The following is a 13,230-nucleotide window of genomic DNA, read 5'->3' as shown; positions in this document are numbered from 1 at the left end:
ATTCAATGTTAAAGAAATCAAAGTCTATGGAGTTCTTTTTTGCTTTATGTATTGATTCTAAATGTGTTTTATTTTTTATAAAAGCGTAAAAGATGTTGATGTAAAATGAATTATGCACTCTCGGTATATCGAAATAAGAAAAATTCTTTACGTGTTTAGAGTGGGTGAAATTGAACAAAGTGTAACGAATCATGGACAAATAAAAATAAACATCATGAAAGTGTCACAATGCTGTAACTTGCTTGTCATATTCTGAAATCAAAATGCAGTTATCCAAAAAAGTACAAGACTGAATAAAAAGTGGCGTACTCCAAAATGTTTAATATGTGAGATAACAAATATGCGCTTAAACCATATCGCACTTGCAGTAGTAGTTTCTGGGGCAGCTGTAGCAACCACGGCAAATGCAGCTCGTGACACAATCCAAATTGCGGGTTCTTCAACAGTTTTACCATATGCAAGTATTGTTGCTGAAGAATTTGGTAATACTTTCCCACAATTTAAAGCACCCGTTGTTGGTTCTGGCGGTTCTTCAGGTGGCTTAAAACAGTTCTGTAATGGTGTGGGTGATAACACAATTGATATCGCAAACGCATCTCGTAAAATTAAAGATACAGAATTAGCTGCTTGTAAGAAAGCTGGTGTCAACCAAGTGATCGAAATCAAAATTGGTTATGACGGTATTGTGTTCGCTTCAAATGCAAGCAAAGCAGCATACAAATTACGTCCACAGCACGTCTATGCAGCTTTAGCAGCGCAGTTACCATCTAACGGTAAAATGGTTGCAAACCCATATACACGTTGGAACCAAATTGACAAAAGCCTTCCAAATGAACCAATCACTTTAGTGATTCCAGCATCAAACCACGGTACACGTGAAGTGTTCCAAGAAAAAATGGTTGATGCAGGCTGCGAAACTTATGCAGCAATCAAGGCAATGGATAAAGATGCACAAAAGAAAGCATGTTCAACTTTCCGTAAAGACGGCAAAGTGATTGAGATTGCGGGTGACTACACTGAAACTTTAGCGCGCTTAAAAACCTCGCCTAGCGCAGTAGGTGTGTTTGGTTTAGGTTTCTACGACCAAAACCGAGACAAGTTACGCGTAGCTACAGTGAACAATGTTGCACCATCTGAAAAGACAATTTTGAATGGTTCATACCCAGTTTCTCGCCCACTATTCTTCTACGTGAAGGGTGAGCATTTGAAATCAATCAAAGGCTTAAAAGAATACACGGAATACTTCATCAGCAAGAAAGTATCAGGTAAAGGTTCTAAGCTTGAGCGTGCTGGTTTGATCTCAATGTCAGACAAAGAGCGTGCAGCAGTTCTTGCGAACTTCAAAGCAGGCAAAGCGGTTAAGTAATTAAGCGTAGAAACAGTCAACGGTAGGCAAGTCCTACCTTTGACGTTTTTTACTAGGATTAAGTTTTTTCAAATAATGAAAATTGAAAGAACCGTGGAGAATACATGAATCTGCTACTTATAGGTGTGTTATTGGCACTGATCGCCATAGCCTATCAAATGGGCTTAAGCCAGAGCCGTAACTTAGCAGGTAAGGGAAATAATTCTGCAAAATTACACTCACGTCCGGGGTATTACGGTGCGTTAGTGGCTTTGTGGTGTGGTATCCCTGCTTTTTTAATTTTGATTGTTTGGAATATTGTTGAACCAAATGTTTTGAATCATGTGGTGTTAAATCACGTGCCAGCACAAGTCGCTGCAACCTTAGATGCTGCTAGTACGGATGTGTTGATCAACCGTGTGGAAGCGATTGCCTCAGGTTTTGGTGTAACAGATACACCAGCCGCGTACGAGCTTGCTGCAGCGGAGCAACTGGCTAAGTTTCAAAGCATTGGTACATTTGCAAAAATTGCAGTTGTGATTTGTGCTGCACTGGCAGGTTTAGTCGCTGCGAAAAAGCGCATTGCAACTCAGTTCCGCGCTCGTAACCAAGTTGAAAAAACCATTAATGTTGCACTTGCGCTCTGTTCTGGTGTCGCGATTCTAACTACGATTGGTATCGTGATGTCGATGTTCAGCGAAGCGATGCGATTCTTCCACTTCGTGAGTCCACTCGACTTTTTCTTCGGTACAGAATGGAACCCCGGCTTTAGTACTTCAGGTAGTGCAGATGGCAGTTATGGTTTGCTTCCGCTACTTTGGGGCACCTTAATGGTCAGTGGTATTGCACTTTTGGTTGCGGTCCCTGTGGGTTTAATGATCGCGATCTATCTTGCTGAATATGCATCTTCTGGTTTCCGCTCATGGGCAAAACCAACCATTGAAGTGCTCGCAGGGATTCCAACCATTGTCTACGGTGTATTTGCACTGATGATCATTGGTCCATTCTTTAAAATGCTTGGTGAGTCCGTTGGTTTACACATCAACGCAACCAGTGCACTCACTGCTGGTTTCGTCATGGGTATCATGATTATTCCTTTCGTTTCATCGCTGTCTGATGACATTATCACGCAGGTGCCACGTGCATTACGTGATGGCTCATTAGGTTTAGGTGCGACAAAGTCTGAAACCATTCGTCAGGTGGTGATACCAGCAGCACTTCCGGGTATTATCGGTGCGTTCTTGCTTGCAGCATCACGTGCCATCGGTGAGACCATGATTGTGGTGCTTGCAGCAGGGAACAGTCCTTTACTGCATGCCAATCCACTTGAAGCTATTTCAACTGTGACCATTACCATCGTAAACCAATTGACAGGTGATACTGACTTTGCAAGCCCACAAGCTTTGGTGGCATTTGCATTGGGTCTGACACTCTTTGTGATTACGCTTGGTTTGAACATTGTTGCACTGTACATCGTGCGTAAATATCGTGAGCAATACGACTAATGACGACTTCTAATAGCACAGCAGATCAAGTATTTGATCCACAACTTGCGGCAGAATTACGAGAAAAGCGTAAGCAAACGATCAGTAATTCATTGGCAAAACGTCACCGTAAAGAAAAAACCTTTCGTTTCTTTGGTTTCTCAGCAGTGATTGCAGGTTTATTCTTTGTCGCGCTACTTTTTGGCAGTATTTTATCGAAAGGCTTACCTGCTTTTTGGCAAAGTAGCATGAGTTTACCCGTGTACTTTGACCCTGCCATTATTACGACAGGTGCAAAACCTGTACAGCGTGCAGGTGAATCTCCAGCACAGTTTGAAGAGCGTTTTATTGCTTGGCAAACTGAAATGGGTATGGTGGATTGGGATGCTTTAATTGTGAATGCCATGATTGCAAAAGATCCAGCACTTGCTTCTAAACGAGATGACTTAGCTTCTTTGTACACTAGTTCTGAAGCATATCGCTTACGTGATATGGTGATGAAAGATCCATCATTGGTCGGTAAGAAGGAAGACATTAAAGTGCTTGCTGATGCAAACGTTGATGTGTGGCTCGCAGGAAATATTGACCGTAGTTTGCCTGATGAACAGCAACAGTTGAGCCCAGAAGTTCGTCAACTTGCCGATGAAATGAAAGCTTCAGGGGTAATGGAAAATACTTTCAATACAAACATCTTTGTCAGTCCAGACTCGCGTAGTTCTCCTGCAACTTCAGGTTTAGCAGGGGCATTCATGGGGTCGCTGTTCATGATGCTGATCGTGATCATTATTTCGATTCCAATTGGCGTGGCATCTGCAATTTATCTTGAAGAATTTGCGCCTAAAAACTGGATCACTGATGTCATTGAAGTCAACATTAATAACCTTGCGGCTGTACCATCAATTGTCTTTGGTTTGCTCGGTGCTGCGATCTTTATTGGCTGGATGCATTTACCGCTTTCTGCGCCATTGGTCGGTGGTTTGGTACTGAGCTTAATGACTTTACCAACGGTGATTATTACGACACGTGCATCGTTGAAAGCTGTACCACCATCAATTCGTCAGGCAGCTTTAGGGCTAGGTGCTTCACGTATACAAACCGTATTCCATCACGTTTTACCACTTGCACTACCGGGGATTCTAACGGGTGCAATCATTGGTGTAGCACAAGCATTAGGTGAGACTGCACCGCTGTTATTAATTGGTATGAGTGCATTTGTTGCAAGTGTACCTACAACTCCATTTGATCAATCGAGTGCTTTACCTGTACAGATTTTCTTGTGGCAAGGTAATGAGCTGCGTAACTTCTTCGAAGGACGTACAGCGGCTGCGATTATTGTTCTGCTTGCAATGATGATTGGACTCAACAGTATTGCAATTTGGTTACGTAAGAAATTTGAAGTCCGTTGGTAAGTGAGGGCAAAATATGAATACCGTTGTTAAAAATTCCTTAGATCAGGATCAAACAGTGAATCAAGAACACACTCAATTTACAAACCCGAATACGACCTCAGGTCAGCAGGGTACTTCTTTTGTGTCGCAGTTTGATACACAGACTTCTGCTAAGAAAGATCAGGCACAAGGACAAGTCAAACTCAGCACTTCAGATGTACATGTTTACTATGGCGAAGCTGAAGCGATTAAAGGGATTGATCTGAATATCTACGAAAATGAAGTGATTGCATTTATTGGGCCATCAGGCTGCGGTAAATCGACCTTCTTGCGTACTTTGAACCGTATGAACGACACCATTGATAGCTGTCGTGTGACGGGTAAAGTGATGTTGGATAATCAAGATATTTATGACCCTAACCTTGATGTGGTGTTACTTCGCGCTCAAGTAGGTATGGTATTCCAAAAACCAAACCCATTTCCAAAGTCAATTTTTGATAACGTGGCTTATGGCCCTAAACTCCATGGTTTAGCACGTGATAAGTATGACTTAGAAGAAATTGTAGAAAATAGCTTACGTAAAGCGGGCCTTTGGGATGAAGTCAAAGACCGTTTAAACCAACCGGGCACAGGCTTGTCCGGTGGTCAGCAGCAGCGTTTATGTATTGCACGTACCATTGCGGTGAGCCCTGAAGTAATTTTGATGGATGAGCCATGTTCAGCGCTTGACCCGATTGCAACAGCGAAAGTGGAAGAGCTTATTTCTGAGCTTTCAACGCAGTATACGATTGCAATTGTGACGCACTCGATGCAGCAGGCTGCACGTGTATCAGATCGTACCGCTTACTTCCATTTAGGTGACTTGATTGAAGTGAACTCAACCGAGAAAGTCTTCACTCAGCCAGATCATCAGTTAACTGAAGCCTATATTACAGGTCGTTTCGGTTAATACGCACAACTTGAAATATTTTAAAAAACAGAGCCTACGCGCTCTGTTTTTTTATGAGTGAGCATTAAGTTTGGTGATTCAACAGTCATGATAATGGACATTGTGTATTAGAGTCATATTGGACAAAAGATGCGAAGGTGTGCTGTCTGAAAGATTGGACTCATCTTGTAAATGATTAAATGTGAAAGATAACGCATTACAGAATAAAACAAAAAATGGCTATTGAAAAAAAATGCCATTGACCTAATCTAGGTCATATACCGACGTATTATTTTAGAGAATATAATTTCTATGTTATTTCATTTACCGAAACTTCCCGCTGAAATTCGAATTACACATTTAAATGCGCGTATCAATGAACAACGTAAAAAAATTGCGCAAACTACAGCCTCTAAATTGGAGTTATTGCAACTGACTCAGCAGTTAGCGAAAGAGTCTCGTCACCGTAAAAAAGCCAATCAAAAAGTTTATATTCTAGATTTTAAAGGTGATACTGCGGCAACAGCGGTAGAAAGCTTACGTGAAGAAATTACCTTGATTTTAGCGACAGCCAAAGCAGGGCGTGATCGCGTTGTGGTGCGTTTAGAAAGCCCAGGCGGTATGGTGCATGGTTATGGTTTGGCTGCTGCACAATTGGTACGTTTACGTGATGCAGGTTTCAATCTCACTATCTGCGTCGATAAAGTTGCAGCGAGTGGCGGTTATATGATGGCATGTATCGCCAATCAGATTATTGCTGCACCTTTTGCGGTTGTCGGTTCAATTGGTGTGGTCGCGCAAGTCCCTAATTTTAATCGTCTGCTAAAAGAACACAATATCGATTTTGAACTGTACACAGCAGGCCAATATAAACGTACAGTGACGATGTTTGGTGAAAATACAGCAGAAGGTAAGGCGAAGTTTGAAGAAGAGTTACAACAGACGCATGTGCTGTTTAAACACTTTGTTGAAAAATATCGTCCACAGCTCAATGTTGAGAAAGTGGCGACAGGTGAGCACTGGTATGGACAAGATGCTTTAGATTTGAATTTGGTCGATCAGTTACAAACTTCAGATGCTTATTTGCTTAATTTGCTGACCGATCATGATGTTTATGTCATCTCAACGCGTAAGAAACCGACTTTAGGTGAGAAGTTAGGCTTACAAGCTGCGCAAATGGCAGATGCCTTGGTACCAGCAGTCATGAATAAAGTGATAGAAACCTTAACTAAAACCAATGCAAGTTTGGTTCAAATGCGTGATCCAAAACTTTAATATTTAGTTGGCCGATTCATTTCAAAAAGTCTGGTTCCGAAATATGCAAAAAGCAATTTTAGAACCAGACTTTTTTGTCTTAAGCTAAGTACGCTTTAATCATTTTCACTAGACGTTCAATCAGTTGATCCGCCTGATCTTTGGTAATGTTCAAGGTCGGCAGTAAACGTACTACAGAACCCGCAGTAACGTTAATAATGGTGTGGTATTCATCACGAGCGATGTTGACCAAGTCACCACATGCTTTTGGTAGCTCCACACCAATCATCAAACCAAAGCCACGGACAATCACATTTTGATCGGCAAGTTGGTTACGCAGTTGTTCTACGAGGTACGCGCCTTGTTCAGCTACATTTTGTACAATGTTTTCTTTTTGCATAATGTCGATGATGGTATACACCACACGCGAACCCAATGCTGAGCCACTATACGTTGAACCGTGGTTACCCGCGGTCAATACGCCTACACCACGACCTTGAGTCATCACCGCACCAATGGGGAAGCCATTGCCTAAACCTTTGGCTGTGGTGAGTACATCAGGAATGATGTTGGTGTGTTGGTAGGCAAAGTATTCGCCCGTACGACCATTACCTGTTTGAACTTCGTCCAACATCATCAGCCAGTTATGCTGATTACAGATCTGACGAATCTCTTCCAAGTAGCTAAAGCCTTGCGGAGCAGTGTTGACCCCACCTTCGCCCTGAATTGGTTCGACAAAGATTGCGACAATGTCTGGATGGTGAATTGCGGCTTCTTCAATGGCTTCAATGTCGCCGAATGGGACACGAATAAAACCTTCAACCAATGGGCCAAAGCCTTCTTGGACTTTTTTGTTGCCTGTTGCCGATAACGTTGCCATGGTACGCCCATGGAATGAGTGCTCTGCAACAATGATTTTTGGATTGGCAATGCCTTGCATGTAGCCAAATTTACGGGCAATTTTGATTGCACCTTCATTGGATTCTGCACCACTGTTTGAAAAGAACACTTCTTCCATGCCAGCAACTTCAGCAAGTTTTTGTGCTGCAGCCGTTTGCCAAGGCACTTCAAACAAGTTGCTAGTATGAATGAGCGTTGCAGCTTGTTCTGCAATCGCTTCTGCAATGACAGGATGAGCATGGCCTAAACCACAGACTGCAATACCCGTTAGCGCATCAAAGTATTCAGTACCATCTTCTGTGTACAGATAAGAGCCTCGACCTCGGACAAAGCTGATCGGCTGACGGCCAAATACTGGCATCAAATGAGAGGGTTGATCAGTTTGTACAGGAGCAAGGGTAATGTTATTCATGACTAACTCTTATCTGTTAGAGGGTAAGTGAAATCCAATATTAAGCAATTATGCTTGTAGTTTTAAAGCCTAAATCTAAATAAAAGTCGAAATATTGCTTTAGGCATACTGTTTTTCTACGTTTTGGGTATAATGCGGGTTAGATTAGTTGAGGATTGATCAATGACTGAACAAGCACGCGATACCGAAGCGTTAATTCGTGACCAAATTGCAAAACACGCTGTACTTCTTTATATGAAAGGCACCCCACAGTTTCCACAATGTGGTTTCTCTGCACGTGCTGTAGAAGCGCTTAGTCAAATTGGTCGTCCGTTTGCTTATGTGAATATTCTTGAAAATCCAGATATTCGTGCTTTGTTACCACAAATTGCAAACTGGCCTACATTCCCACAGTTATGGATCAATGGTGAGTTGATTGGTGGTAGTGACATTATTCTAGACATGTTCCAAAAAGGTGAATTACAACCTTTAGTTGAACAGCATAGTCCAGCACCTGAAGCTTAATCTTCAGTTGTAAAAAAAGCGCCATTGAGGCGCTTTTTTTTGTTTGAGGGAAAGGGTTAATCCGCTGTAATTGCTGTGTTTATGGTTTCAGGAGTTTGTTCTGCTGCATTTTCAGTTGCAACAGTCTTCTTTTCAGCTTTTGCCTTTTTTTTGTCCTTCTTCTTTTTTTTCTTTTTCTTCGGCTCTTCTTCAAACTCAGCACCATCTTCAATGGCTTGCCAATAATCTAGCTGATCCATCACCGCCGCATAAATAGACTTCTTGGTATAGCGTCCTTTCTTGTCTAAAGTGCCGACTGGTCGAGCCATAAGTAGTTCAAGCGCTTGATCAATCGTATCTATAGCATGAATGTGGAACTGGCCATTTGAAACTGCTTCAATCACGTCTTTACGTAACATTAAATGTTGCATGTTTTGACGTGGAATAATCACACCTTGCTTACCAGTTAAACCTTGAAGTTTACATGCATCAAAGAAACCTTCAATTTTCGCATTGACACCACCAATCGGTTGAACTTGACCCAATTGGTTCATTGAGCCAGTAATCGCCCAAGATTGATCAATCGGGAGTTGGCTAATCGCTGAGATTAAAGCAGACAGCTCTGCAACCGTAGCACTGTCACCATCGACTTGACCATAGCTTTGTTCAAAGGCAAGTGCAGCAGAGAAGTGTAGGGTTTGTTCACGACCAAAGTGTGCTTTTAAAAACGATGACATTAATAGCACACCTTTCGCATGCAAAGAGCCACCGAGTTCGACGCTACGCTCAATATCTAGAATATCACCACCGCCTTGATACACAGAGGCCGTTAAACGTGATGGTAAGCCAAACTCGACATCCGCATAGTGAATGACCGAAAGTGCGTTAATTTGGCCGAGGCGGTGTCCACGCGTTTCGATGAGCTGTGTACCACGAGATAAATCCTGCCAATAGAGCTCACGTAAATAGCCTAAGCGATATTTACGATGATCTAATGCCATATTAATGTGTTGATCCGAGACCATTTTATCACCTGATTGGAAGGCGTGATGATGCGCCTCACGAATCAAATCACCCAAAGTGAGGGCATGTAGAGATAAGGAGCTTTGGTCTTCGGCTTGACGACTAGAGTCAGTCAAAAGTGCAGAAAGGGCAGATCGATCAAAAGGAAGTAGTTTATCGGCCTGTACATAGTCTGCAATCAGTTGCATATAGGCTTGTTCATTTACTTCATTACGCTGCAACGTATCAGTAAAGTCGGCACGGATTTTAAAGACACTGCCAAGCTCAGGTTCTACTTCAAGTATTTCATAATAAATTTCAGGCTCAGCCAGTAAAACCACTTTCAAATTCAGTGGGATTGCTTCGGGTTCAATTGAGATACTTCCAGTCAGTGTCAACATATGCTCAAGTGAAGAAAGTTTTAACTGGCCTGATTTTAAAGCGCGTTTTAGGCCTTGCCATGCATAAGGCTGTTCAAGCAGTTGTTCTGCTTCTAACATTAAAAAACCACCATTGGCTTTATGTAATGTCCCTGGGCGGATTAAGGTAAAGTCTGTAGTAATGGTGCCATGTTGAGTCAGTTGCTCTACGTGACCAAGTAAATTGTAGTGAGTTGGGAAGTCTTCAAAAATAACCGGTGCACCAGCATTGGGTTTATGTGACACAATGACATTGGCTTGATAGCGCGAAGGGATACGACTAAACAGGCCTGGGGTAAAGTCATCTTCTTCTTGTTCGAGTACCACCTCGACATTGTTAATAATGTCTTCAGCATAATATTTTAAATAGTCTTTTAAGCCTTCAACCTCAGCAAACTTAGTCAGTAACTGTTCGACTTTAGGCAATAAAACTTGCTTGGCAATATCGCGGTTCAACACTTGAACTTTATCGCGGGCATCTTCTTCCAAGTCGCCTAAATGCATGCCTAAACGTTCAAGTTTTTTATCCATGTGGCGTATATTGGCATTAATTTCAGAACGCTCTTTAGAGCTTAAAGCATTGATGTCGGCCTGTGTCATTTCCAATACTTTATCGTCTACATACTGGACAGGGATAAAGCAGTGCTCATCATTCCGAGAGACAAGTTTGAGGTCGAGTTCTTCGCCTTCTTGGGTCAATTCAATCAAGGCTTGCTGCTGAACGTCACCCGTTTGTTGACGAATGGCTTCTATATGGTTGTGGTAGGTTTCAGCAGTAAAGCGACGCTCGAGCTGCTTTAAAGTGGTTTGCCATGTTTGATGTAACATGGTTTGAAATTTTACCGCCTGACCCGCAGGCAACTCTAAAGCAATCGGTTGACGTGGGCTTTTAAAATTATAAACGTAAACCCAATCGTACGGTGTCGGCATATTTTTGGCGTGTTGCTGGAGTAACCGCTTGACCATGGTGCGCTTGCCCAAGCCGGCTGTCCCTACGGCGAAAATGTTATAGCCAGAATAAGGTAAGGAAATGCCTGCTTCAACTGAAGCACGTGCACGGTCTTGCCCTAAAAAATTATTGAGCGGTTTAATACGACGCGTTGAGGCTGGAATCTTATCCAGAGCAGGGGTATGCGTCAGTTGCTCTGCTTGAAGTTGTGTCTTTGCTAAGGTCGTTTGAATTTCGGGTTGGTCAAATGCTGAACTAAGGTTGTTTTCTGGATTTTCTTGACTATTTAATGCAGGTGGTACAGATAAAGAAGAGCTCATTTGATCGTGTTTTTGGGTCACTTTGAAATCCGAAACTAAAGATTGCGTTAGAAACTTAAAGGTATACAGGTTTAATGCAAAAGATCAAGCAAAGTCGCAGTGTTTGTCGACAAAAATAGAACATTGATTTTATAAATCAGGTTGAAACAAATTGTATTAAGGGTTTGAATAGCAGCATTGGTTTTAAGACAACAAAAACGTAATGACAACACAATCTTCAGGATGGAAATCCGCCTTTACTGCATTTTTAGATCGCCGTGCGTTGATCATGCTGTTTTTGGGTTTCTCAGCAGGTATTCCAATCCTGTTAATTTTCTCGAGCTTATCTTTATGGTTAGGTGAGGCAGGTATCGATAAGAGCGCTGTGACTTTTTTTAGTTGGGCAGCTCTGGGTTATTCATTCAAATTTGTTTGGGCCCCTTTGGTTGATGAATTACCTGTACCAGTGCTGACCAAATTATTGGGTCGTCGCCGTGCTTGGTTATTGATCGCGCAACTGTTAATTATCTGTGCCATTTCTATCATGGCTTTTTCAGATCCGTCTCTTGGTCAGAGCTATCTTTACCAAATGGCTGCGGGTGCTGTGCTTTTAGGTTTTTCTGCTGCGACACAAGATATTGTGATTGATGCCTATCGTATTGAGCTTGCAGAAACGCAAATGCAAACAGTGTTGGCTTCAACCTATAACGCAGGCTACCGCATCGGCATGATCGTTGCGGGTGCGGGTGCGTTATTTTTAGCGGCTTATTTGGGTACAGCTAAGGGCAACTATATTTATGAGGCATGGAAGTGGACGTATTTGGCAATGGCGGCGGTCATGTTGGTCGGGATCGCAACCACATTGTGTATACGTGAGCCACAAGTTGATCGGGTACGTAAAGATTATAAACGAGTAGATTATTATCGTTTAGTGGCAGTTTTCTTTGTGTCTGTGGTGAGTTTTGTACTGAGTTATATTTACTCAGGCAAGTTAACAGAAATGCTGATCCAGCTCTGGTCGATCAAAGATAGTTTTGCATTGTTTTGTTTTGAAGCTTTACGTTTTATTGGCTCTGGTGCGGTTGCATTTATGGTGGGTTCAAGCCTTGTCAAAATGGGCGCTGTGAACAAACAAATGGCCTATGAAACATGGGTGAATCCTGTTGCTGACTTCTTTAAGCGTTATGGCGTGAAATTGGCGTTGGTATTGCTATTATTGATTGGTTTTTACCGTATTTCCGACATTATTGCAGGTGTGATCTCTAATGTGTTCTATCAAGACTTAAACTTTACCAAAGAACAGATTGCTGAAGCGGTAAAAGTTTATGGGGTGATTTTTAGTTTGGTGGGTGGATTTTTAGGAGGACTACTGGCGCAGCGCATGAACATCATGAAGTTGATGTTTGTCGGAGCAATCTTGGCCAGTTCAACCAATCTCATCTTTATTGGTTTGGTCAAATCAGGACAACCTTTAAATGATGTTGTGATCAATGTTGGTGAGCAAAGTTTCAAAGCTCAAGCAGATGAGACTGGTGCATGGGCAATTAAGGTTCCTGTTGAGCAGCTTCAGGCAAATGGAAGTCTAACTGCAATGGCAAGTTTTCAAAATGATACTTCACAGCCTGTCTCGGTCACATTGCCTTATATCAGTCAAACGGGTGCATCTACGGCATTACTGTTGCTTCCGATCACGGCTGATAACGTGATTGATCAACGAGAGTCTGAAGGAAGTATCGTGGTACGAGGTCAATACCTTGCTACACTGGCTGAAAACCAAAGTATTAAATTGAGCTTAGATGGTCAAAGCTTTGATGCAAAGTTAGACAAAGAAGGTGTGTTTAGCGCAGCAATCCCTGCTCAACTGCTTCTTGATTCAAACTCTAAAAAGCTGAATGCCATATTGATGCAAAATGAGCGTGCGCAACAACACACTGCGCTGAATTATCAGGTGGATCCCGCAGCTGCAAAATCTGTAACTTTAGATTTTGATCTTCAACCGATTAATTTGAATAAAGCAGTTGATGGGCAGTTAGAAGTTAAAGGGAAGGTGATTAAGGAATATAGTTCAAACTGGCTGTATTTTGCGATTATTGTCGACAACTTGGCATCAGGTTTAGCTGGTGCTGCATTTATTGCATTTCTATCAAGTTTGACCAGCGTATCTTTCACTGCTGTTCAGTATGCGATTTTTAGTTCATTGATGACGTTGACACCTAAAATACTAGGTGGATATTCAGGGACAATTGTGTCCAATATTGGCTATCCAAATTTCTTCTTGCTGACCACACTCATTGGAATCCCAATTTTAATCTTAGTGATCTGGGTGGCGAAACTTCTACGTGAGCATGCCGCTGAGCAAAGTTAAAG

The 13,230-nt window shown here is 42.2% G+C and carries 9 protein-coding genes; 7 read left to right on the top strand and 2 right to left on the bottom strand.

Features of this window, described 5'->3' with window-relative positions; translation table 11 throughout:
• Nucleotides 1–340 precede the first annotated feature (340 nt).
• The 5 genes from MF4640_RS05875 to sohB all read left to right on the top strand — a co-directional run bounded on the left by MF4640_RS05875 (nt 341) and on the right by sohB (nt 6,420).
• Complete coding sequence (locus MF4640_RS05875) at nt 341–1,366, top strand: substrate-binding domain-containing protein (RefSeq protein ID WP_004693599.1); 1,026 nt, start codon at nt 341–343, stop codon at nt 1,364–1,366.
• A gap of 104 nt (nt 1,367–1,470) precedes the next feature.
• The gene (gene pstC / locus MF4640_RS05870) at nt 1,471–2,850 is read left to right on the top strand and encodes a phosphate ABC transporter permease subunit PstC (protein WP_005399667.1); all 1,380 of its coding nucleotides are present in this window, start codon (nt 1,471–1,473) and stop codon (nt 2,848–2,850) included.
• Nucleotides 2,850–4,238: a phosphate ABC transporter permease PstA gene (pstA, locus tag MF4640_RS05865; RefSeq protein ID WP_078388992.1), complete on the top strand. Its 1,389-nt coding sequence runs from the start codon at nt 2,850–2,852 to the stop codon at nt 4,236–4,238. Before pstC ends, pstA begins: the two co-directional genes overlap by 1 nt.
• Nucleotides 4,239–4,251: 13 nt before the next feature.
• Complete coding sequence (gene pstB / locus MF4640_RS05860; RefSeq protein WP_004693593.1) at nt 4,252–5,166, top strand: phosphate ABC transporter ATP-binding protein PstB; 915 nt, start codon at nt 4,252–4,254, stop codon at nt 5,164–5,166.
• 282 nt (nt 5,167–5,448) lie between these two features.
• On the top strand, nt 5,449–6,420 hold the full coding sequence (gene sohB / locus MF4640_RS05855; protein ID WP_289844555.1) for a protease SohB: 972 nt from the start codon (nt 5,449–5,451) through the stop codon (nt 6,418–6,420).
• A 79-nt stretch (nt 6,421–6,499) separates the two neighbouring features.
• Here sohB and MF4640_RS05850 read toward each other — a convergent pair whose 3' ends face one another.
• A complete protein-coding gene (locus tag MF4640_RS05850) occupies nt 6,500–7,711 on the bottom strand; it encodes an aspartate aminotransferase family protein (RefSeq protein WP_078388991.1) in 1,212 nt (403 codons plus the stop codon).
• 162 nt (nt 7,712–7,873) lie between these two features.
• On the opposite strand from MF4640_RS05850, the gene grxD reads away from it, so the two are divergent.
• A complete protein-coding gene (gene grxD, locus MF4640_RS05845) occupies nt 7,874–8,215 on the top strand; it encodes a Grx4 family monothiol glutaredoxin (RefSeq protein WP_004693588.1) in 342 nt (113 codons plus the stop codon).
• A 56-nt stretch (nt 8,216–8,271) separates the two neighbouring features.
• Here the strand turns inward: grxD and MF4640_RS05840 are convergent, their stop codons facing one another.
• Nucleotides 8,272–10,905: a Lon protease family protein gene (locus MF4640_RS05840; protein ID WP_078388990.1), complete on the bottom strand. Its 2,634-nt coding sequence runs from the start codon at nt 10,903–10,905 to the stop codon at nt 8,272–8,274.
• A gap of 181 nt (nt 10,906–11,086) precedes the next feature.
• On the opposite strand from MF4640_RS05840, the gene MF4640_RS05835 reads away from it, so the two are divergent.
• Entirely contained in the window at nt 11,087–13,228 is a 2,142-nt protein-coding gene (locus MF4640_RS05835; protein ID WP_078388989.1) for an AmpG family muropeptide MFS transporter, read from the top strand.
• The last annotated feature ends 2 nt before the right edge of the window (nt 13,229–13,230 follow it).

Origin of the sequence: Acinetobacter sp. MF4640, assembly GCF_002018895.1 — a bacterium.
GTDB classification, from domain to species: domain Bacteria; phylum Pseudomonadota; class Gammaproteobacteria; order Pseudomonadales; family Moraxellaceae; genus Acinetobacter; species Acinetobacter johnsonii.
Note: the sequence above shows the minus strand (reverse complement) of the source record. Positions and strands in the feature narration are given on the sequence as shown.

Bases quoted from the DNA above. Each gene is read 5' to 3' on its own strand.
- pstC (WP_005399667.1), top strand. From the start codon at position 1,471: ATGAATCTGCTACTTATAGGTGTGTTATTGGCACTGATCGCCATAGCC.
- MF4640_RS05835 (WP_078388989.1), top strand. From the start codon at position 11,087: ATGACAACACAATCTTCAGGATGGAAATCCGCCTTTACTGCATTTTTA.
- pstB (WP_004693593.1), top strand. From the start codon at position 4,252: ATGAATACCGTTGTTAAAAATTCCTTAGATCAGGATCAAACAGTGAAT.
- MF4640_RS05875 (WP_004693599.1), top strand. From the start codon at position 341: ATGCGCTTAAACCATATCGCACTTGCAGTAGTAGTTTCTGGGGCAGCT.
- pstA (WP_078388992.1), top strand. From the start codon at position 2,850: ATGACGACTTCTAATAGCACAGCAGATCAAGTATTTGATCCACAACTT.
- grxD (WP_004693588.1), top strand. From the start codon at position 7,874: ATGACTGAACAAGCACGCGATACCGAAGCGTTAATTCGTGACCAAATT.
- MF4640_RS05850 (WP_078388991.1), bottom strand. From the start codon at position 7,711: ATGAATAACATTACCCTTGCTCCTGTACAAACTGATCAACCCTCTCAT.